This is a genomic window from Janthinobacterium sp. 78 (assembly GCF_003096775.1).
Taxonomy (GTDB): Bacteria; Pseudomonadota; Gammaproteobacteria; order Burkholderiales; family Burkholderiaceae_D; genus Janthinobacterium; species Janthinobacterium tructae.
Map to the genome: position 1 here is coordinate 5,816,185 of NZ_QENT01000001.1, position 21,176 is coordinate 5,837,360.

23 protein-coding genes are annotated in these 21,176 nt (G+C 62.5%); 13 read left to right on the plus strand and 10 right to left on the minus strand.

The window, feature by feature from the left end:
* Positions 1 to 55: 55 nt before the first annotated feature.
* The 3 genes from yjgA to C8C92_RS25555 all read left to right on the plus strand — a co-directional run bounded on the left by yjgA (position 56) and on the right by C8C92_RS25555 (position 2,040).
* Positions 56 to 655, plus strand: coding sequence for a ribosome biogenesis factor YjgA (yjgA, locus tag C8C92_RS25545; RefSeq protein WP_116745632.1), 600 nt, complete (start codon positions 56 to 58; stop codon positions 653 to 655).
* A 90-nt stretch (positions 656 to 745) separates the two neighbouring features.
* Positions 746 to 1,375, plus strand: coding sequence for a molybdopterin adenylyltransferase (gene mog, locus C8C92_RS25550; RefSeq protein ID WP_116745633.1), 630 nt, complete (start codon positions 746 to 748; stop codon positions 1,373 to 1,375).
* Positions 1,372 to 2,040: an alpha/beta hydrolase gene (locus C8C92_RS25555; RefSeq protein ID WP_116745634.1), complete on the plus strand. Its 669-nt coding sequence runs from the start codon at positions 1,372 to 1,374 to the stop codon at positions 2,038 to 2,040. Before mog ends, C8C92_RS25555 begins: the two co-directional genes overlap by 4 nt.
* 56 nt (positions 2,041 to 2,096) lie before the next feature.
* On the opposite strand, the gene C8C92_RS25560 is transcribed toward C8C92_RS25555, so the two are convergent.
* From C8C92_RS25560 to C8C92_RS25580, 5 genes are all read right to left on the minus strand, one after another.
* Positions 2,097 to 3,656 carry a S1C family serine protease gene (locus C8C92_RS25560; protein ID WP_243420356.1) on the minus strand — a complete coding sequence of 520 codons (1,560 nt, stop codon included), beginning with the start codon at positions 3,654 to 3,656 and terminating at the stop codon, positions 2,097 to 2,099.
* Between the two features lie 91 nt (positions 3,657 to 3,747).
* Positions 3,748 to 4,314 (minus strand): carboxymuconolactone decarboxylase family protein, encoded by a 567-nt coding sequence (locus tag C8C92_RS25565; protein ID WP_099762061.1) that lies wholly within the window; start codon positions 4,312 to 4,314, stop codon positions 3,748 to 3,750.
* The gene (locus C8C92_RS25570) at positions 4,314 to 5,162 is read right to left on the minus strand and encodes a fumarylacetoacetate hydrolase family protein (protein WP_096237933.1); all 849 of its coding nucleotides are present in this window, start codon (positions 5,160 to 5,162) and stop codon (positions 4,314 to 4,316) included. Before C8C92_RS25570 ends, C8C92_RS25565 begins: the two co-directional genes overlap by 1 nt.
* Complete coding sequence (locus tag C8C92_RS25575) at positions 5,107 to 6,453, minus strand: MFS transporter (protein WP_165829547.1); 1,347 nt, start codon at positions 6,451 to 6,453, stop codon at positions 5,107 to 5,109. The genes C8C92_RS25570 and C8C92_RS25575 overlap by 56 nt, the downstream gene beginning before the upstream one ends.
* A 2-nt stretch (positions 6,454 to 6,455) precedes the next feature.
* Complete coding sequence (locus C8C92_RS25580) at positions 6,456 to 7,820, minus strand: lysine 2,3-aminomutase (protein ID WP_165829548.1); 1,365 nt, start codon at positions 7,818 to 7,820, stop codon at positions 6,456 to 6,458.
* Positions 7,821 to 8,104: 284 nt separating this feature from the next.
* Between C8C92_RS25580 and C8C92_RS25585 the strand changes: the two genes are divergently transcribed.
* Entirely contained in the window at positions 8,105 to 8,563 is a 459-nt protein-coding gene (locus C8C92_RS25585; protein ID WP_116745636.1) for a cache domain-containing protein, read from the plus strand.
* A gap of 68 nt (positions 8,564 to 8,631) precedes the next feature.
* On the plus strand, positions 8,632 to 10,326 hold the full coding sequence (locus C8C92_RS25590; RefSeq protein WP_116745637.1) for a methyl-accepting chemotaxis protein: 1,695 nt from the start codon (positions 8,632 to 8,634) through the stop codon (positions 10,324 to 10,326).
* Here the strand turns inward: C8C92_RS25590 and C8C92_RS25595 are convergent.
* A complete protein-coding gene (locus C8C92_RS25595; protein ID WP_099762057.1) occupies positions 10,323 to 10,901 on the minus strand; it encodes a DNA-3-methyladenine glycosylase in 579 nt (192 codons plus the stop codon). The two genes, C8C92_RS25590 and C8C92_RS25595, sit on opposite strands and share 4 nt — an antisense overlap.
* A gap of 289 nt (positions 10,902 to 11,190) precedes the next feature.
* Here C8C92_RS25595 and C8C92_RS25600 point away from each other — a divergent pair, with 289 nt between their 5' ends.
* The 3 genes from C8C92_RS25600 to C8C92_RS25610 all read left to right on the plus strand — a co-directional run bounded on the left by C8C92_RS25600 (position 11,191) and on the right by C8C92_RS25610 (position 14,133).
* The gene (locus C8C92_RS25600; protein ID WP_099762056.1) at positions 11,191 to 12,057 is read left to right on the plus strand and encodes an HDOD domain-containing protein; all 867 of its coding nucleotides are present in this window, start codon (positions 11,191 to 11,193) and stop codon (positions 12,055 to 12,057) included.
* Between the two features lie 107 nt (positions 12,058 to 12,164).
* Positions 12,165 to 13,373 (plus strand): hypothetical protein, encoded by a 1,209-nt coding sequence (locus C8C92_RS25605; protein ID WP_116746125.1) that lies wholly within the window; start codon positions 12,165 to 12,167, stop codon positions 13,371 to 13,373.
* 97 nt (positions 13,374 to 13,470) lie between these two features.
* Entirely contained in the window at positions 13,471 to 14,133 is a 663-nt protein-coding gene (locus C8C92_RS25610) for a hypothetical protein (protein ID WP_133250830.1), read from the plus strand.
* Between the two features lie 9 nt (positions 14,134 to 14,142).
* Here C8C92_RS25610 and C8C92_RS25615 read toward each other — a convergent pair whose 3' ends face one another.
* Complete coding sequence (locus C8C92_RS25615; RefSeq protein ID WP_243420357.1) at positions 14,143 to 14,664, minus strand: DNA-deoxyinosine glycosylase; 522 nt, start codon at positions 14,662 to 14,664, stop codon at positions 14,143 to 14,145.
* Between the two features lie 91 nt (positions 14,665 to 14,755).
* Here C8C92_RS25615 and C8C92_RS25620 point away from each other — a divergent pair, with 91 nt between their 5' ends.
* From C8C92_RS25620 to C8C92_RS25635, 4 genes are all read left to right on the plus strand, one after another.
* On the plus strand, positions 14,756 to 15,184 hold the full coding sequence (locus C8C92_RS25620) for an Mpo1-like protein (protein WP_099762053.1): 429 nt from the start codon (positions 14,756 to 14,758) through the stop codon (positions 15,182 to 15,184).
* A gap of 150 nt (positions 15,185 to 15,334) precedes the next feature.
* A complete protein-coding gene (locus tag C8C92_RS25625) occupies positions 15,335 to 15,784 on the plus strand; it encodes a glycine zipper 2TM domain-containing protein (RefSeq protein ID WP_096237940.1) in 450 nt (149 codons plus the stop codon).
* Positions 15,785 to 16,105: 321 nt separating this feature from the next.
* Complete coding sequence (locus C8C92_RS25630; protein WP_116745640.1) at positions 16,106 to 17,050, plus strand: EamA family transporter; 945 nt, start codon at positions 16,106 to 16,108, stop codon at positions 17,048 to 17,050.
* Entirely contained in the window at positions 17,047 to 17,553 is a 507-nt protein-coding gene (locus C8C92_RS25635) for a GNAT family N-acetyltransferase (RefSeq protein WP_116745641.1), read from the plus strand. The genes C8C92_RS25630 and C8C92_RS25635 overlap by 4 nt, the downstream gene beginning before the upstream one ends.
* Positions 17,554 to 17,864: 311 nt before the next feature.
* On the opposite strand, the gene C8C92_RS27615 is transcribed toward C8C92_RS25635, so the two are convergent.
* Positions 17,865 to 18,002, minus strand: coding sequence for a hypothetical protein (locus C8C92_RS27615; protein ID WP_165829549.1), 138 nt, complete (start codon positions 18,000 to 18,002; stop codon positions 17,865 to 17,867).
* 226 nt (positions 18,003 to 18,228) lie between these two features.
* Between C8C92_RS27615 and C8C92_RS25640 the strand changes: the two genes are divergently transcribed.
* On the plus strand, positions 18,229 to 18,408 hold the full coding sequence (locus tag C8C92_RS25640; protein WP_034746290.1) for a hypothetical protein: 180 nt from the start codon (positions 18,229 to 18,231) through the stop codon (positions 18,406 to 18,408).
* Positions 18,409 to 18,419: 11 nt separating this feature from the next.
* Here the strand turns inward: C8C92_RS25640 and C8C92_RS25645 are convergent, their stop codons facing one another.
* The gene (locus tag C8C92_RS25645) at positions 18,420 to 19,865 is read right to left on the minus strand and encodes a glycine betaine ABC transporter substrate-binding protein (protein ID WP_165829618.1); all 1,446 of its coding nucleotides are present in this window, start codon (positions 19,863 to 19,865) and stop codon (positions 18,420 to 18,422) included.
* Between the two features lie 81 nt (positions 19,866 to 19,946).
* On the minus strand, positions 19,947 to 21,173 hold the full coding sequence (gene hutI, locus C8C92_RS25650) for an imidazolonepropionase (protein WP_116745642.1): 1,227 nt from the start codon (positions 21,171 to 21,173) through the stop codon (positions 19,947 to 19,949).
* Between the last annotated feature and the right edge of the window lie 3 nt (positions 21,174 to 21,176).

Sequence of the window (21,176 nt, forward strand, 5' to 3'; positions counted from 1 at the left end):
ATAGCAGTCGTTTACAGTTTACAGGTGCGGCCTACGCGGCCAATCCCGCCTTATCATGCCAAATCCAAACCGGGGAGCTTGCGGCTTCCAATCCACCGAATTCGAACAGGAATATGAACGTCCGTCGAAGTCGGAACTCAAGCGCCAGATGACCGTCCTGCAAAAGCTGGGCGAAGAACTCGTCAATGAAGCACGCGACCGCGTCAAGCGCGTCCCGATGCCGGAAGACGTGCGCGACGCCATTCTCGAATGCCAGCAAATCAGGGATCACGAAGGCCGCCGCCGCCAGCTGCAGTACGTGGGCAAGAAAATGCGCACCCTGGATGAAGAAGAAGTTGCCGCCATCCAACGCACCATCGATAGCTGGAAAGGCTTGTCGAAAGCCGACACGGCCAATATGCACGCGATGGAACGCCGCCGCGACAAACTCTTGACGGACGACAAGGCACTGACCGTCTTGCTGTCGGAAAACCCGGAACTGGACGTGCAGCACCTGCGCACCCTGATCCGCAATGCCCGCAAGGAGCAGGCCGAGAACAAGCCGCCAAAAGCCTACCGTGAAATCTTCCAGATCTTGAAAGAGATCGCCAAGAAGAAAAACGGCGGCAAGAAAGATGCCGACGAAGATGACGTTGAAGGCGAAGACGACGAGTAAGAAACTGGGGTCAGACCCGGCGGGTCTGACCCCGAAAGTAGCTAAAAACCGGGATCAGCCCGGTTTTTTTACGACATAGACAGGTACCGCATGACCACTCTCGAAGACGAATTGATTATCGGCCTCGTGTCGATCTCGGACCGCGCCAGCGGCGGCGTGTATGAAGACCTGGGCATCCCCGCGCTGGAAAGCTGGCTGTCCGCCGCCATCCGCACGCCGTTTCGCCTGGAAAAACGCCTGATCCCGGATGAGCGCTCGCAGATTGAAAACACCCTGATCGACATGGTCGACCTGAGCCACTGCCATTTGATCCTGACGACGGGCGGCACGGGCCCGGCGCGGCGCGATGTGACGCCGGACGCGACCTTGTCCGTCGGGACCAAGGAAATGCCCGGTTTCGGCGAACAGATGCGCCAGATCAGCCTGCAATTCGTGCCGACGGCGATTTTGTCGCGCCAGGTAGCCGTGGTCCGCGAGACGCCCGAGCGCGCTTGCCTGATCATGAACTTGCCGGGCCAGCCGAAAGCCATCAAGGAAACCCTGGAAGGCTTGAAAGATGCCGAGGGCGTGCAACTGGTCAACGGCATCTTTGCCGCCGTGCCATATTGCATCGATCTCATCGGCGGTCCCTACATGGAAACCGACCCGGCCATCTGCAAGGCCTTCCGTCCCAAATCGGCGCTGCGTCCGGCGCAACCCCTACCTGAGGAAAATACATGAGCACCTTGCTGGAAACCATACAACTCGACAGCGCACCGAACCCCACCGTTTCCATCATCTGGATGCACGGCCTGGGCGCCGACGGCAATGACTTCGTGCCCCTGGTGAAGGAACTCGACCTGCGCGGCTGCCCCGCCATCCGCTTCATTTTCCCCAGCGCCGGCACCATGCCCGTCACCATCAACAACGGCTACGTGATGCGCGCCTGGTACGACATCCGCGAAAATGACCTGGTGCGCCGCGAAGATGAGGGTGGACTGCGCGCCTCGCAAGCCCAAATTGAGGCGCTGATCGCGCGCGAAAAGGCGCGCGGCATTCCCGCCAGCCGCATCATCCTGGCCGGCTTCTCACAAGGCTGCGCCATGACCCTGCAAACGGGCTTGCGCCATGCGGAACCGCTGGCCGGCCTGATGTGCCTGTCCGGCTACCTGCCGCTGGCCGACAAGACGGCGCTTGAGCGCACGCCGGCCAGCCTGGACACACCGATCTTCATGGCGCACGGCACGGCCGACCCCGTGGTGCCGATCACTCGCGCCCAGCAGTCGCGCGACTTGCTCACCGGCATGGGCTACAAGGTGGAATGGCATGACTACATGATGCAGCACTCGCTGTGCCAGGAAGAGATCGACGCCATCGGCGCGTGGCTGAAAAAAGTATTGGCTTAAAGTAAAACAGGCGCGGTGTATGCCGCGCCTGCTGTCGTATGGAACGCCGGGAACGATCAGTTCGCCGGCGTTTTTTCATTCCAGACCTTCAACATGTCTGGCGACGCTTCCGAGCGGATGCCGTTGTCCGTCAGCACCGATTCCGTCGCTGCCAGCATCTCCTTGCGCGGCACGACGACCATTTCCGCATCGCGCTGCTGGAAGCGGAACGTCAGCAATTCATCCGTCTGGTCGCGCAGCAAGGCCACCAGGTGCGCCAGGCTGCGCACGCGCACGCCATTGACGGAATCGACGACCGAAAAGAAACGCGTGCTGTAGCCATTCATCAGCTTGTGCGGGAAGAACGGCGCGGCGATCACCACCAGCTCTTCGCGCTCGCTGTCGGGTGCATCGCCGCGCCGCGTGGCCAGCGGATTGCCGGCAAAACTCATGCCGCCCAACATAGCCGGGTTGCCATTGGGCGCGGCCATGAATTCCGTGCTGGCGCGCGAAAACACCATCGGGCCGAAAATGAAATAGGATGGGTAATTGCCTTGCAGGCCGCTGATGAGCATCGGGTGCGCCGCCGAGACGGGTATCTTGATTTTCAGGGGCGCGCCCTGGCGCACCACCGTCAACGGCAATTCGCCGTCTTTCGCCAGCTGCTGCACCCGGTACTGGAAGCGCACGCGGCTGTTGGCATTCAGCTTGACCATGCTCTGGTTGTCGATGGGAAAATCGCCGATATGCGTGATGACATCCCATTCCTTGAGCGGATAGGCGGCGTCCTTGCTGGCCGGCGTCATCACGACGGCGCCCTCGACGCCCTTGGCCAGCTTCAGGTAGGTGCGCAGTGCGGGATTTTCCAGCGTTTGCGTCACGTCGCGCATGGCCGGCTTGCCCTGGGGCGCGCCACTTTCCTGGTCGCGCAGGAACAGCTCGATTTCCTCGTTGGGGATGATGTAGCCGATGCTTTGCGCATTGAGCATGCCGGCAAAGGCCAGGCCGATCATCTTCTCGCCGGCAATCACAGGGCCGCCGCTATTGCCCGGGTTGATGGCTGCATCGATCTGGATGCGCAAGCCGGACACGGGGAAGTTATAGCGCACGAATTCGATGCGCGAAACGATGCCCTTGGTGATCGACAGCGACGTGCCGCCCGTCGGATAGCCATACGCCAGCACGGCATCGCGCACGTCGGGCAAGACATTGGCGCGCGGCACCGCTTTATGGCTGGCGAAAAAACTGTCATCGTCGATCTTCAGCAAAGCCAGGTCCATGCCGCGCGAGATGGCCAGCACGGTCGCCGGTATCTTGTCGCCGGCGCCATTGGCCTGGATCCGCACCTGACTGGCATAGCCGACCACGTGCGCATTGGTGAGAATGCGGCGGCCTTCGATGACGACGCCGGAGCCCGTCACCTCTTGCGGAGCGGCCTTGCTCCAGGGTTTATAGGGGTCCGGTCCGCGCAGGGTGGAAAACACCTTGACGACGGAATTTTCCAGGGCGGAAGCGCTGGGGCTAGCGCTAGCGGCGGTCTCGGCGGCCAGCGCCCGTACCGTCATCAAGGGGGAAAAAGAAAGGGCCAACGCCAGGAAGGCGCGGCCCATCAGGGTGAAGCACGGACGAGTTTTCATTGAGCTTTTTAGCAATGGAAGGGAAGCAAAATTATATATTGAATAATTTCAACTTCATTACACTTTGTCCATCTTTGCCCGAAGAACTATTCTAATCGGCCAAAGGCGTGACGCCCAAGGCTGGCACGGCCGTCTGCGCCCCGTTCATGACCATGGCCAGGAAAGTGTAGTAGCCATTGATCCCCATCAAGTCGACCACGCCATGCTCGCCGAACAGCGCCAGCGCGCGCGCATACGTGGCATCGCTGACGCGCTTGTTCTGCTGCAATTCGATGCAGAAGTCATGCACGGCTTGCTCGTCTTCCTTCAGGGCAAGCGGCGCGCGCCGCGCGGCGATGGCGTCCACGGCCGCCTGCGCGATACCGTTCTGCACGGCCAGCGGCGCGTGGATGGCCCACTCGACCTGCTGGTTCCACTGGCGCGCCGTCACCAGGATCGCCAGCTCGGACAGGCGCGTGCCGATGGCGCTGCGGTAGCGCAAATACTCGCCCATGCGCTGCGCCGTTTCCATCAGCTCGGGGCTGCGGATCAGCGGCACGAAGGGGCCATACAGGGCCCCGCGCGGACCATCGATGATGGCTTGCGCGGCCGCGCGCTGCTGGGCGTCGAGCCGGTCCAGCGGCAGCGCGGGCAAACGGTCGATATCGCCCCCTGCCATCAGGCAGTCCAGGCGACCACGTCCTGCTGCTGTTCACCAAGGCCGGGGATGCCCAGGCGCATGCTGTCGCCTTTTTTGAGGAAACGCTGCGGCTTGCGGCCCTGGCCCACGCCCGGAGGCGTACCCGTGGCGATGACGTCGCCCGGTTCCAGGGTCATGAATTGCGACAGGTAGCTGACGATCTGCGCCACCGTGAAAATCATGGTTTGCGTATTGCCGGTCTGCATGCGCTTGCCATTGACTTCCAGGTACAGGTCCAGGTCTTGCTCGTCGATGACTTCATCGCGCGTCACCAGCCACGGGCCGATGGGGCCGAAGGTGTCGCAGCCCTTGCCCTTATCCCATTGGCCGCCCCGCTCCAGCTGGAACGAGCGCTCGGAAATATCGTTGACGACGCAGTAGCCGGCCACGTATTTCAGCGCATCCTCTTCGCTCACGTACTGTGCGCGCGTGCCGATGACGACACCCAGCTCCACTTCCCAATCCGTCTTTTTCGAGCCTTTCGGCAACACGACATTGTCGTCAGGGCCATTCAGGCAAGTGATCGCCTTCATGAAGACGATCGGTTCGGCGGGAATCGGCATGCCCGATTCGGCTGCGTGGTCCGCGTAATTGAGGCCGATGCCGATGAATTTGCCGACTTTCGCCAGCGGCACGCCGAAGCGGGGATTGCCGCGCACCAGGGGCAGCGTCTTTTCGTCGAGCTTGGCCAGCTTGCGCAAGGCCTTGTCGGACAGTTGTGCGCCGTCAATATCGGCAATCACGCCGGACAGGTCGCGCAGTTTGCCTTCTTCATCGATCAGGCCCGGTTTTTCCTTGCCTGGACGTCCATAACGAACGAGTTTCATAGTCTTCCTTGGAGTTGATCATTGCCGCTGTGCAGGCTGCCATTTTACCGGATGGCCCGGCACGCCTGTAGCGGCGAATGAAAAACATCGCAAGTCCCGGCAGTTGCAAAGCCGCCAGCACGCCAAACGCCACCTGATACGCTTGCGGCGGATACTGCTGCAAGCTGTCCAGGGGCCAGCAGCCGAGGATCAGGCCAAAGCCCGCCTGCACCAGAAAGGCGCCCGTGAAAATGAGCAGATTGAGGCAGGTGGCCGCCCTACCCGTCAGGCTGGCCGGCATGCTTTGCGCGACGATCGCATACTCGAGGCCCGTCACCGTGCCCAGCAAGGCAAACAGCACGGACAGCATGGGCAGGCTGGGCACGACGTTACACGCCATCGCCACTTGCACGGCGACAAACAGGACGATGCCGGCGGCCGCCACTTGCATGGGCGCAATGCCGCGCCGCCCCGCCCACTCCGTCAGCATGCCCATGCCGATGGCGCCAAAGATGACGGCCGCCATGCCCAGGTACAGCAGATACGCGACATTGTCATCGGACAAGCCGCCCACGTCGGCCAGCCAGCGCCCCACCCACAAGCCCTGCACGCCAAAGAACACCGTGTGCGGCAGCAAGATCAGCGCGATGGTGCGGCGAAAGCCGGGATCGCGGTACACGCTCCAGACGCTGACCTTGCTCACCGGGTGCGCGGTGGCGGGCCTGGGCATGGCCGGCGACAGCAGGCGGATCAGCAGGCCGATGGCCAGCGCGGCCAGCGCCAGGCCCAGAAACACGCCGCGCCAGTCCGTGTAGTGCAGGGCCAGCTTGACGGGCATGGTGGCCGTGGCCGCGCCCAGGCCGCCCACGGCGATCAGGTAACCATGCACGGAAGGCAGGCGCGCTGGGGCGACGGCGCACGAGATCGCTTTCACGGCGGCCATGAAACAGCCGCCCAGCCCAGCCCCCATCAGGGCGCGCGCCCACATCAGCTCGGCAAAGCTGTGGCCCCGGCTGAACAGCCACACACCCAGGGCCGCCAGCCCCAGCAGCCACAGTTGCACCGTGTGGGGGCCGTAACGATCGAGCGCCATGCCGATCGGCAGTTGCACCAGCGCAAAGGCGAGAAAAAAGGCGCTGGTCAGCAAGCCCAGCTGCGCTGGCGTCAGGGCGATGGCGCCCAGCAATTCCGCCGTCAGCACGGCATTCACGCCGCGCAGCAGGCACGACAGGTAATGCCCGAGCGCGAACGGCAGGAACACCAGGCAAAACACGGCCACCCCGCAACGCGAAGAGGCGCCGGCGGCGTGCATACTCAGGCGGCCTGTGCCAGGCGGATGATTTTATGCGGCACCTGCGGCATAGGCTCATCCGTTTCAAAGAAAAACTTGTCGTGGCCGAATGCGGGCTTTAAATCGTCCATCCACGTCGCTTCCGCATCGAACTTCGCATAAAACGGCCGGCGCACCCAATCCGGATTGCGCGCCTGCAAAAATTGCAGAGCAAACAGTTTTTCGCCATTGATGGTGACGATGCCATCGATGACGATCTTGCCGGGGAACGCACTCATGGAGGGCCCGCGCACCGTGCGCGACAGGCCGGACACCATCTGGTAGGCGGCCTGGAAGATTTCATGTGCCTTCGCCAGCGGCAATTCGAAATAGCCGCGCGGCCCCGTGTCCCGTTCGACAAACATGTAGTACGGAATCGCTCCCAGGCGCGTGCCCGTCTGCCACAGCTCGGCCCAGCTAGCCGGATCTTCATTGATATGGCGGATCAGCGGCCCCTGCATGCGCAAGGTGGCGCCCGTGGAGATGATGCGTTTCACCGCTTGCTGCGCAATATCCTGGCGCAACTCGACGGCGTGGCTGTAATGGCCCATCACGGCCAGGTTCTTGCCCGCCTTGACGATGCGTTCGAACAGGCGCAGCAAATCATCCGCATCGCGGTCGGAAACAAAACGCTGCGGCCAATACGCCACCGCCTTGGTGCCGATGCGAATGTTCTGGATGTGTTCCAGGCCCGGCGCCAGCAACGGCTCCAGGTAGGCGGCCAGTTGCCGCGTGTTCATGATCATCGGGTCGCCGCCCGTGATCAGCACATCCGTCACTTCCGGATGCAGTGTCAGGTAGGCGGCCAGCTCATGCGACTCGCGCGCATCGAACTTCATGTCGTCCATGCCGACGAACTGGGGCCAGCGGAAGCAGAAGGTGCAATACGCGTGGCACGTCTGGCCCGCGCTGGGGAAAAACAGCACCGTCTGCACATATTTGTGCTGCAAGCCGCGCACGGGTGCATCGTTGACTTTCGGCACGTTATGCGTCATCTGCCCGGCCGGATGGGGATTCATGCCCAGGCGGATACCATGCACATAGGCATCGGTGGCAGCCTTGTCACGCTGCACCAGCACCAGGTCGCGCAAGTGCGCGTACTGCTCGGGCGGCAGCATGTCGCGGTGGGGAAAGACGAGGCGGTAGATGGGGTCGTCAGGGATGTTGTTCCAGTCGATCAGCTGGTCTAGCACATAGGCATTGGTGCGAAACGGCAAGACGTGCGACACCACTTGCACGGCTTCGCGTTGCTCTTCCGGCAGCCATTCCCACTGCCGCGCCTGATGAATGGTTTGCCGCGTATACGGCTTGAACTTGGGTGAAAACGGCTCGGTAATGAGTGCGGACACGATAGTCTCCTTGCCAATAAATAGCGATAACTTTCATGAAATTGACCCTATATCGGCCAATTACAGCCTCTTTCTCCCACAGGCCATGCCAGCTCGGCATGCTGTGAAAGTCATCATAATTCTTGCCATCTGGAACTAAATTGCTACACATCAACAAGCATTCCGATACGTTGTTCGCTGCCTACAAGCAACACCTTAGTTTGTTCCATCGCAATTTGATGGAACCCTCGACGACGTAAATTACGGCTTGGCAATACATCCCTCGATTCTCACAAGGAGCTGTCATGAAACGCTTATTCACGGGTAGCCTGCTGTGCCTGGCATTTGCCGGCGGCAGCGCCAATGCCGCCGTCGAACCAACGGAAAAAGACGCCATCGCCATGGCCGAACGGGGCGCCGCCTTCATGAAGGCGCATGGCAAGGAAGAAATGATGAAGAAAATCACGGCGAAAGACCCCGACTTCGTGCAGGGCTCGCTGTATGTGGACATGCGTGACATCAAGACGGGCATCGTGCTGGCCCACCCCATCAATCCTTCCATCGTGGGCAAGGATTTGACGGATGTGCCTGATGCGAATGGCAAGAAATATCGCCGTGAAATCATTGAGCTGGCGCAAAAGCAGGGCAAGGGCTGGGTCGACTACCAGTACAAGAACCCCACCAGCGGCAAGATCGAGCCGAAGACCACGTACATCCTGCGCGTCAACGACGTGGTGCTGGAAGCGGGCATCTACAAAAAATAAGGCAGCGGCGGCGTACACGAACGCTGTGCGCCGCCAGTGCCTGGAACAGCCATAGCCAGGAGTCAAGCATGCTCAATCAATTACGCATCGGACCAAAATTATTGCTGGCGCCCGCCCTGGTCTTGCTGCTGCTGATCCTCAGCTCGAGCGGCGCCTGGTATGGCATGGTGCGGCAAAATACCTCGCTGGAAAACATGGTACGCGTGCGCATCACGCATCTGAAAGCGGCCGCCGACATACTCGGCGAGGCCAAGCACGTCCACGGCAATATGTACCAGTTGCTGTCGTGGACGAATGGCAGCTTCGCCAAGGCTCGCCTCGATACACTGGAGCAACAGATCAAGGCGCGTCACGCGGCCATCGGCACCCAGCTGGCCACGCTGCGCGCCACGGCCACGGGCGCCGAACGCAACCTGGTCGATGCCGCGATCACGGCCCTGGCCGGCTACCGCAAGGCCGTGCTGGAAACCATGGAAATGGCGCAGATGGACCAGTCGATCGCCACCAATTCCATGCTCAAGGCGGAAACGCAATTCGGCCAGTTCAATACGCAGCTGGCGCAGCTGTCGGCCCTGGAAACGACGCTCAGCAGCCAGGCCCATGCGACGGCCAGCGCCGAGTTTCGCAACCTGGGCTGGAGCCTGTTGCTGACCGTCATGCTCTCCATCCTGGCCTCCATCGTGGTGACCATGCTGGTGCGGCGCGCCATGCTGCTGGAAATCCGCGGCATCGCCGACGCCGTGCAAGACCTGGCGGCGGGCAAGCTGATCGCCGGTGCGCCCAAGCAAGGCAATGACGAGATCGCCTCCACCTCGCGCGTGCTGGACCAGACCATCGCCCACCTGAACCAGACCTTGCGCACCATCATGGGCGCCGTGCAATCGATCGATACGGCGTCGCGTGAAATTGCCACCGGCAATCTGGATCTGTCGGCGCGCACGGAAATGCAAGCCAGTTCGCTGGAAGAAACGTCGAGCGCCATGGAAGCGCTGACGCAAGCCGTCAATGACAACGCCGACAACGCCCAACTGGCCTGCGAGCTGGCGGGGCAAGCGTCCACCCTGGCCGTGCAAGGGGGGGCGTCGATGCAGCAGGCGGTGGCGACGATGGCGACGATACGTGCCAATTCGCGCCAGATCGTGGATATTATCGGCGTGATCGATGGTATTTCCTTCCAGACCAATATCCTCGCGCTGAATGCCGCGGTGGAAGCGGCGCGCGCGGGCGAGCAAGGCCGCGGCTTTGCCGTGGTGGCGTCCGAAGTGCGCACCCTGGCGCAACGCTCGGCACAGGCGGCCAGGGAAATCAAGACCCTGATCGCCACCTCGGTCACTACCATCGATGGCGGCAGCGTGGCCGTGCAGCAAGCGGGCGACAGCATGGGCGCCATCGTGGCCTCGGTGCAGCAAGTCAATGCCATCATCCAGCGCGTCAAAGAGGCCAGCGCCGAGCAGGCCTCGGGTATCACGGAAGTGAACCAGGCCGTCACGCAAATGGATGACGTCACCCAGCAAAATGCGGCCCTGGTGGAGCAAGCGGCGGCAGCGGCGGCCAGTTTGCAGGACCAGGCCGTCAAGTTGTCGGCGGCAGTCAGCGTGTTCACCCTGGACGAGCGCCCGGCAGCGCCGAGCGGCCCTACCGAAGCAGAGGCGTTCCGGCATCCGGCCAGTGCGCAACAGGAGCGGCGCGCACTGCACAGCCCGCTGCGCGGCAAGTCCGCCGTGCGCGGCGCAGACACGACGCCGCAGCGCCGCCACAGCTAAGCGGCTGGCGCGCGCATCGGTTTGCTTAAATACGGCGAGCCGGCCAGGACGAAACGCCACGGCGTGTCCATCGCCCTGGAAATGCCGATGCGCGGCCCCGCTTGCACCGTCACGTCATCCTCGCGGGCCAGCAGCATGAACGGCGGCGCATCGAGCGCCAGCCGGTTATGCCTCTGCGTGATACCGAGCGCCTGGCATACCTTGCCAGGCCCCGAACACAGCCGCCGCAGTTCCTCGACGCCACGCCGCTCGCGCATGGCATCGATGCCCGCCAGCGGCTCGATGGCGCGGATCAGCACGCCCGCCCCATGGCCCGCTTCGCGGCACACAAAATTCAAACACCAGTGGATGCCGTAGGAACGGTAGACATAGGCGTGCGCGGGCGGGCCGAACATGGCCGCGTTGCGTGGCGTCATGCCGGCATACGTGTGCGAAGCGGGGTCCAGCCGGTCATACGCTTCCGTTTCCACGATGCGTCCGCCCACGCCGTCGACCAGCACGATCACGCCGATCAGCTGGCGCGCCACGCTGCTGGAATCGTCCGCAAAATCGATACCGGCCAGGAGTTTTTTCATGCGGCAATTGTACTGCCGCGCTTCCCGCCGCGCGTCTTGCCCCATCTTAAAAACAAGTAAAACTTGATTGTTTGGTCACCTAATCCGGGAAGGACAGCGTCGTAAAATGACGAAAATAGCGTAGGGACCAGAGCAAAATGGGGATTTTTTCCAGAATATATTGTCGAGATGAACTATTGCCGCGCATAAACAGCGATAATCGTTGGGCACTGCGCCAGACGCTCATGAAGCGGGCAGCGGCAGCGTGCGACAGAATAAGCACCGGGCACAAAATGATGATGAAAGCGTGATGATGAGAGCGGCAGCGCAAAAGCAGGTAGTGCAGGAAGATCCGGTTGACGCCTTGATGCGTTCCATCCGTATCCCGCCGCGTCCCAGCCTGCTGGTCGACTTGCAGCGCGAACTGGCCGAAGGCGACCCGTCGCCGCGGCGCATCGCGCGCATCATCGCCGACGATGTCGGTATGTCCGGCGCCCTGCTGAAACTGGCGAATTCACCGTTCTATGGCGCCGCGCGCAAGGCCAAATCGGTCGAGCAAGGCATCAACTTTCTCGGCATCAACCAGTGCAGCGCCCTGATGACGGGCTTGCTGGCGCGCCAGGCGCTGGAAGCGGAAGGCGTGGAACTGACCAACTTCTGGGATGTGTCGGCCAAGCGCGCGCGCGCCCTGGTATTTACCTCGCGCAAGCTGCGTATCGCCCCGCCCGACATCGCCCACACCTTCGGCCTGTTCTGCGATATCGGCGTGCCCCTGCTGATGAACCGATTCCCCGACTACGTCAAGACCTACGCGGCGGCGGCCAACGATGCGCACAATTGCTTTACCCGCCTGGAAGACGCGCGCCACCAGACCAACCACGCGGCCATCGGCTGCTTGCTGGCGCGCAACTGGGGCCTGTCTTCCGATGTCTCCTGGGCCATTTTGCACCACCACGACTACACGGTGCTGGCCGACCCGTCCACGGACGACGCCATCCGCTCGCTCGTCGCCCTGTCGCTGCTGGCCGAAAAGGGCATTCAGCGCTACCATGGCAACAGTACCTCGCTGGAGTGGGACAAGGGCGGCGAACTTGCCTGCCAACATCTCGGCCTGTCGCAGGAAGAAGCCGCCGACCTGCTCGACGAGCTGCACGAGATGTTCGATACCGACCATTGAGGTATCAGGCGGCCGCGTCCGCCTGTATGATCTGTGCCGGCGCCCTGGCGAAGCCTTGGCGCCCGTTTCCGTTTGCCCGACCCGTATTTCTTAACCTGTTGATCGCCATGCCCAAAAATAAGCGCCCTGTCCCCCGTAAATCCGCCAACACGCCTGAAGACAAGGATGAGTCCGTCACGCGCATGCTGTGCACGATGGCCCTTAACCTGGCGGAGCAGGAAGACAGCGAATCGCAGGGCACGGTGCTGGCCGAGCAAGCCGTCGAGTTCGGCCGCCTGATCCGCAAGGCCTTGAATCAAAAGAAGGATGAAATCCTGTACGACGCCATCGAGCGCGCCAAGTACGAAGACGTGGGCGCCTATCAATACCTGCGCAGCCATATCGAGGAAGCCGCGTCCGTCGTGACGATCCGCCGCGAGAATGCCCCCACCATGGAAATCAACGCCTTCGTCGTACCGCTGCTGGTGCAAAGCACGGGTGGCTTGAAGGAAGCGGACAGCTTCCAGGACCAGGACGCATTCGAAGCGCTGGTCAAGAGTGTTCAACAGGCACAACTGGAAAGCGCCAAGGCCAAGGTGGTCTTGATGAGCCATGCCTACGACCTCGATGAAATCGACCGCATCACGTATAGCCATTTGCACGAGATGGTGCGCGATGCGTACTCATCGATGACGGACAAGAAAATCGTCGCCACGCCGGGCCTGGAAAGCAGCATCGTCGGCTGGAGCGAGACGGCCTTCGGCCCGCAAGACACGGCCATCGAACTGCGCTTCCTGCTGGGCTTTGCCCTCAAGCGCGTGGACGACCCGTTCTATGCGGAACCAAAAGACGAAGCGGCGCTCGACGCCTGGTTCGACGCGCGCATGGCCCGCTACCAGCAGTGGACGACGGAAGTGGGCGACCTGGTGAAACGCTGCCTGGCGCCGGCCGGCAGCGCGCTGGAAGTGAGCTTCCTCTACCAGGATCTGTTCCACGGTGGCAAGGAACAAGGCATGAGCGAGTATGCGATGCTGCAGATGATGTCCGGCATCAACCACGCGCTGGCGGAAAACAAGGTAGACGCCGGCGATGTATCAGTCGTCGTCGGCCCGGCCGATGAGCACGGCGAAATGCTGCTGCGCGTCAATGTCAGCACGGCGGGCGGCGAGCTGCTGCACAGCGCCGACAAGCCGCTCGACCTGGTTGCCGACCTGCAGGACGAAGTCGACGACATCTGCGATGCGCTGGCCACCATCGGCGTGACGCAATTGTCCGTGGCGCTGAAGTTCGATGCCAAGGGACAGCCGCTGGAAGCGCAGCCGTACGCGCCTGCCTGAATTCGCCCTGCCGCCCGCCATCTCGACAGGCGGCAGTTATCAAGATACCATATCCCGTTAACGTGCGACCAGCCAGGCGCACCGTCCGGAGATGCGCATGCCCCAGCCGCAACTGATCAATATCACCACCCATGTGCTGGCCGGCAGCGCCGCCATCGGCTTGGGGCTATTCCTGGTGGCGACTGCCAAGGGCACGCCGCAGCATCGCCGCCGCGGCAGGCTGTTCGCCTGGCTGACCTTGCTGGTCTGCGCCACGGCTGCCATCGGCAATCTGCTGTTTGACTATCGCCCCGTCTTTGCCGTGCTGACCGTGCTGGTGCTGTACCAGTTGCTGAGCGGCTGGCGCACCGTCTACACGCGCGAGGCCGGTCCGCAAGCCGTCGATGGCGCCATGACGGCAGCGGCGCTGGTGGCGGGCGGGCTGATCCTGCTGCGCCTGCAGCACGATGCTTCCGGTCAGCAAGCCATCGTCGTGCTGTCATCGCTGGGCGGCCTGGCCGCCATCCTCGTCTACGACGGCGCGCGCTGGGCCTTTCCCCGCCGCTGGCATGGCGTGTTGTGGCGCTATGAACACATCTACAAGCTGCTCGCCTCGCTGTTCGCCATGCTCTCGGCCGCCGCAGGCAACCTGCTGCGCATGGGCCAACCCTGGACGCAGCTGGCGCCATCCCTGCTGGGCTTGATCTGCATCGCCTGGTTCTGGCGCCGCCAGTACCGGCAGGAACAGGCGCGACGCCACATGCACAGGGCCGCTGTCTGACATCCCATATCAGTTACGCAAGGCCCGCCAAGCCTGCAATTTCTGCACATACGCCAAGGTGTAGGCGGGGCTACTCGACGGCAAGCTGACGATGCGGTAACGCTGCGCGTGCTCGCCCAGCACCTTGACACCCAGCTTCGCCGCCGTGCCGCCGTTGAAAGCGATCGTCTGCAGCCGTGGCAGGCTGGCGGCCAGGGCCACCAGGTCGTTGTCGTCGCGGGCGCGGATATTGCTGTCCAGGCTGCCCGTGCGCTGCGCCTGCGCCACCACGTCCCACAGGCCCACGCCGTGCGCCAGCAAGGTTGCCAGGCGCTCTACATAGGGCAGGCCCTTCAACTCCACGCCCAGCACTTCACCCAGCAGCATCCAGAACTTGTTTTGCGGGTGCGCATAGTATTGGCTGTCCGCCAGCGATTTTTCTCCTGGCAGACTGCCCAGTATCAGCAAACGCGTATCGGCGTCGACGACGGGATCGAAACAGCGCTTGCGCGGGGCGGCGCCATCGTCTGGCAAGAAGACTGGGCTATTCAAATGAGATGTCCGGAAGGGGAAATGAAGGGCCATTTTACCCGGCCACGCGACGGTGTAGAATTCCCGGACAACCCCACACAAGAGACCGCCCATGCGCACCATCGACACCCTGCTGGCCCAGTATGGCGAAAGCCACCGCAACCACGTCAATGAATGGGTGCACATCGTGTGCGTGCCCTTGATCGTTTTCAGTCTGCTGGGGCTGCTGTGGAGCGCGCATCCCAGCGTGGCGCTGCTCGCCAGTATTCTCGCCTTATACTATTATTACAAGCTGTCGCGTCCGTTTGCGGCGGGCATGCTGGCGATCCTGGCCATCATGCTGGGCCTGCTGCTGCTGATGCCGGCGCTGACCATCCTGCCCGTGTCGCTGGCGCTGTTCGTGCTGGCCTGGATAGGCCAGTTCATCGGCCACCAGATCGAAGGCAAGAAACCGTCGTTTCTCGACGATGTGCGCTTTTTACTCGTGGGTCCGCTGTTCGTGCTGGGATTTTTATACCGGCGCCTGCGGCTGGCGTATTGAGCAGCAGGTGGCCCCTTGGTCACGCGGAACCGGTAACAGATTTTTACTATTCGCAACTAGTTATCTGAGGCAAGTGTCCTTATGATAAGTCAGTATCTTTACTGCCGGTCGACGCAATCGGCAACTAACTTTTGTCCAAGGGAGTCCTACATGAAAGCACCAATTATTGCAGTGGCATTGCTCGCCACCCTGGCCGGCTGCGCCGTACAACCGAACTCGGCGAACGTGTACAACGCACGCCAGGCGCAGAATGAACAATCGGTTCGCATGGGTACGGTTGAATCCGTGCGCCAGGTAAGCATCGACAAGGGAGAAACGGGCACGGGCGTGCTGGCTGGTGCGGCACTGGGCGGCGTGGCCGGTTCCGCAGTGGGCGGCGGCAAGGGCGCCATCGCGGCCACCATCCTCGGCGCGGTTGCCGGCGGCATGGCCGGCAAGAGCATCGAAGCGAATGCCTCGAACAAAGCCGGCCTGGAAATCACCGTGCGCCTGGACAATGGCGACATGCGCGCCATCGTGCAGGACGCGGACGAACTGTTCCGCCCGGGCGAGCGCGTGCGCTTGCTGTCCGATGGCCGCAAGACCCGCGTCACGCATTGATCTGCTTGTCGGCGCATGCGCTCAGCCGAATGCGCCGGCAGCGAGCAAGGCAGAAGGGTGTAGCCAGATGGCAATCACAGCGGTCACGACGACATACACAAGCAGGCTCCAGACTTTGATCTGCAGTGAGGCTGGCATGGCGGCTCCCTTTCAAAGAGGCAATTCAAAAAATATTTACCTAATAATAAAGTAAATATTTTCATAAATTCAACATTTTCCAGAAGCGCTGCGCTGGCTCAATGCCCGGGTGTCTCCTGACCGTTCTGTGAGCAAGCTCGACCAAGACTCGCCATCCCCGCGCGATGCCCGTATACTTGCGCGATGTCCTCTCCTCTCCTGTTCATCATTGCCTGCCTGATCTGGGGCTCCACCTTCTGGGCCATCACCTTGCAGCTGGGCGATGTCGCCCCCGCCGTTTCCGTGGTCTACCGCTTCGGCCTGGCTTCGGCCACCCTGTTTGCCTGGTGCGCCTTGCGCGGCGACACCCTGCGCCTGCCCTGGCGCGCGCAAAAATGGATGCTGCTGCAAGGCCTGGCCTCGTTTGCCCTCAGCTATGTGTGCACCTACAGCTCGGAGCAATACCTGGTCTCGGCCCTCGTCAGCGTGCTGTTCGCGCTGATGGTGTTCTGGACGCCCTTGCTCAACCGCATCGCCTTCGGCACGCCGATTACCTGGAGCACCTGCTGCGCGGCGTTTGTCGCCATCTGCGGCATCGTGCTGCTGTTTTACCAGTCCATCGGCGCGGCGCTGCACGATATTCTAGGCGGCGGCAATGGCCACTTTCTGCTCGGTTTCATGCTGGCGCTGGTGGCCACCATTTCCAGCACGGCCGGCAATGCCCTGGTCATGAAAGTGCGCGAACATTCGGGCAACGTGATGCTGACCATGGCCTGGGCCATGCTGTGGGGCACCTTGATGGTGGCCGCCTGGGCCATCGCCACGGGCCAGTCCTGGCAGTTGCCCACGCGCCCCAGTTACTGGATGGGATTGGTGTACCTGGCCATCTTCGGCTCGGTGATCGCCTTCAGTGCGTATTTCACGTTAATCGCCCGCATCGGCACGCAAAAGACCGTGTACATCGGCGTCGTCACGCCCGTCATTTCCGTGCTGCTGTCGGTGCAATTCGAACATTACCGGCCCGCCCCCATCGAATGGGTGGGCATGCTGCTATGCCTGTCCAGCGTGGCCTGGGCCCTGACCTCGGGCGCGCGCAAGACGAATACCATTGCATCCCTTTCCACCACTCCATCAGCAAAGGCAACATGAGCACCTATTCCTCCCTCGCCATCCGTCCCGCCCAGGAAACCGACGTGGCCGCCATCTTCGGCATGATCCATGAACTGGCCGTGTTTGAAAAACTGGAACACATGATGATCGCCAAAGAATCCATGCTGCACGACAGCCTGTTCGGCAAGCACCCCGCGTGCGAAGCGCTGGTCGGCGAGGAAGATGGCGAGGTGGTGACATTCGCCCTGTTCTTCCATAATTTTTCCACCTTCCTGTGCCGCAAGGGGCTATACCTGGAAGACCTGTATGTGAAGCAATCGGTGCGCGGCAAGGGCTATGGCAAGCAGATGCTGGTGGCGCTGGCGCAACTGGCCGTCGAACGCGATTGCGGCCGCTTCGAATGGTCGGTGCTGGACTGGAATGAAAACGCGATCAACTTCTACAAGGGCATGGGCGCGGACGTGATGCCGGACTGGCGCATCTGCCGCGTGGCTGGTGATGCCTTGACGCAATTGTCGGCGGGCACGCCGAAAGCGGCCTGATTAGAGGGGAAACGGTAAGAAGGGGGAACTGTAGCGAGCGGATGCGATTTGTGGCCGAGAAGCGGAACTGTACGCTAGGTACAGTAAGCATCGCAGGCCGCAAGGCGCGCCGCGCAGTAAGTTCCCAAAAAAATCCCCGCGGGCTAGCGGCACCGCGGGGTGAACCCATTGTCAAGTGGGAGGGGGAGAATGCAATCAACGGTTATCAATATAAACGCTACGACTTGCCAACGCGTCGACCTTTACATTTGCTTACCGGGCCTTACATTTGACTTAAGTCCGCTAACCAAGTGTCGCTCGGAGGACACTGATTATTTCCGTGGTTCAATCAACGTGCCATGCAAGCCGATATGTTGTTGCGCAACCCCACTGCCACCCTGCGCATTTTGATAGATTTGGTACACTGTCAGGCAGGCGATGCAGCCAGCTACCACGGCAAAAATGACCATGCGACGCTCCTTGAGTTTTTTATAGGTATCAGGGAAAACAGAGCCTGCGGCCGATGATGGCCAAACAGGGAAGATTCAGTGTGGCATCTTCTGCTGGTGGGGCATTGCGCAATATCAAACGCGTCAACGTGACGGCGCGCTGGCGTTTGATGCGACGCAAAATGGCGGCAATGCGCTCACACACAATGAACGAATCAATGAACGAATCGCATACGGGAGCCACATCATGAATGTCTCTGCCAAACCGCTCGTCATGAAAATCTACCGCGCCTACCTGCGTTCCCGCCTGGAACGCTACACGCGCGACTTGCAAGCCATCGCCGAACAGCGCGAGAACGACTTCCAGGCCGAACGCATCCTGCACCAGGCCGTCGTCTCGGTGCGCTCGAAACTGCACTCGCTGTAAGCGTGATGCCGTCAGCGCTGCCGGCCGGCCACGGCCCAGCGCTCCACCAGCTCGAACAAGCCTTGCGTCAGCAGGGCCAGCACGGCTGCAGGGATCGCGCCGGCCAGCAGCATGTCGTTGTCGTTCAGCGCCAGGCCGATGGTGATGCGTTCACCATAGCCGCCCGCGCCGATGAAGGCGGCGATGGTGGCCGTGCCCACGCTCATCACGGCCGCCGTTTTCACGCCCGCCAGCAGCACCGGCAAGGCCAGCGGCAAGTCCACGTGCAGCAGGCGGTCGCGCCGGTTCAAGCCCAGCGCCAGCGCCGCCATGCGCAAGCCTTGCGGCACCTGCAAGATGCCCGTGCAGGTGTTGCGCACGATGGGCAGCAAGGCATACACGAATAGCGCCACCAGCGCCGGCACGGTGCCGATCATGCCCAGCACCGGGATCAAGATCGCCAGCAGGGCCAGCGAGGGCACCGTCTGCAGCACGCCGACGAAGGCCAGCACCGTTTGCCGCAGCGGCGCCGAAAACGCCGCCAGCACGCCCAGCGGAATGCCGATCAGGCAGGCCAGTGCCACCGACAGCAGTACCAGGGTCAGATGCTGGCGCGTCAGCGTCCACAGATCGTCGCCGATGATTTTATCGAGCAGATTGCTGCGCGCGGCGGCTGGTTTATCCACCTGCGTGCCGGAGGCCAGCCATTGCCGCGCCACGTCCTCAAAGCTCTTGCCGTCGATTTCCACGGCCGCATTCATGGCGATCATGTCGCCCTCGCTGATGCGTCCCTGCAGCCCTTGCAAGGCTTGCCAGGCGGCGGGAAAGCGCGGCGGCAGGTCGAGGCGGTACAGGAGCATGGCGTCGTAGCGGGGAAAATACTGCTGCGTGTCGGCCAGCACGCGCAAGCCGTACTGGCGGATCTTCGCATCCGTCGAATAAATGTCGATCACGTCCACCTGGCGCTGCGCCAGCGCTTCATAGGCGATGCCATGATCGAGCCCGCGCGGGCGCTGCGGCAAGCCATGGCGCGCGGCCAGGCCCGGCCAGCCATCGACACGGCCGATGAATTCATGCGACAGGCCAAACTTCAGGGCCGGGTGCTGCGCCAGTTGCGCCAGGCTGGCGATGGATTGTTCATCACCGCGCATGGCCAGCGCATAGGTATTGTTAAAGCCCAGCGGCACGGCCACGCCCAGCCCCAGTGCCGCCAGTTCGCGCCGCATCTGTTCCAGATCGATGGCTTTCTCGTGCTTGAGGATTTCGCTGGCGATGGTACCCATGTATTCGGCATACACGTCAATGCTGCCCGCCTGCAGCGCAGCGAGCACGATGGCCGTATTGCCCAGTCCCTGGCGGTGCTCCGCCTTGACGTGCGGCGCGGCGCTCTGCTGGACGATTTCGCCGAGAATATACGATTCCGTGAAGCGCTTCGAGCCCACCTTCAGGGTGCCGCCGTCCATGGCAAGGGAGGACATGGGCGCGGCGGCGAAGACAAGCAAGAACAGCAAATAAAACGGCAAATAAGCAGCACGCACGCGGCGCTCCGGGATGAGTGATCAATCCGGCAAGCTTACCACCGGCGTGCGCCAGACACCGCCGTGCACCACGCCCGCGCACGGGTTCAGGCCCAGCGCATACGCCAGGTCGGCCGGGCGCGCGATGCGCCACAGGGCGAAATCGGCGCGCTTGCCCACCACCAGGCTGCCCGTTTCATGCTGCAGGCCCAGCGCGCGCGCCGCATGACAGGTAGCACCGGCCAGCGCTTCCTGCGGCGTCAGCCGCCACAAGGTGCACGCCATGTTCATCGCCAGCAGCAAGGACGTCATGGGCGAGGTGCCCGGATTGCAATCGGTGGACACGGCCATCGGCACGCCGGCCGCGCGCAAGGCCGCGACGGGTGGCTGCTGCGTCTCGCGCAAAAAGTAATACGCTCCCGGCAGCAGCACGGCCACCGTGCCATGCTGCGCCATGGCGGCGACGCCCTCTTCCGACAAGAACTCCAGATGGTCAGCCGACAGGCCGCCGTACTTGGCCACCAGGGCCGCGCCGCCCAGGTCCGAGAGCTGCTCCGCATGCAGTTTCACGGGCAGGTTCAAGGCGCGCGCCGCCGCGAACACCCTTTCGGTTTGCGCCGGCGTAAAGCCGATGCGTTCGCAAAACGCGTCGACGGCGTCGACCAGGCCATCGCCCGCCAGCCGGGGCAGCATCTGCGCGCACAGCAGCTCGATATACGCATCGGCCTGGCCCGCATATTCGGGCGGCAGCGCGTGCGCGCCGAGGAAGGTGGTGCGCACGGATACGGGCAGCGTTTGCCCGATCCTGCGCGCCACGCGCAGCATCTTCGCTTCGCTGTCCGCAGTCAGGCCATAGCCGGACTTGATCTCCAGCGTGGTCACGCCCTCGGCCAGCAGCGCCAGCACGCGGGGCAAGCTTTGCCGCAGCAACTCGTCGTCGCTGGCCGCGCGCGTGGCGCGCACGGTGGACATGATGCCGCCGCCGGCGCGGCTGATGTCTTCATAGCTGGCGCCATTCAGGCGCGCCTCGAATTCGTCGCTGCGGTTGCCCGCGTGGACGATGTGCGTATGGCAGTCGATCAAGCCGGGCGTCAGCCAGCAGCCCTGGCCATCCTGCAGCACCGCGCCGCTGGCCGGCAGCTCGTCGCCGGGGCCGAACCAGGCGATGCGGCCATCCTTGACGGCGATGGCCGCGTCCAGCAGCTCGCCATAACCGTGTTCCATGGTGGCCAGGTGAACGTTGTGGATGACCAGATCCCAGTCTTGCATGGT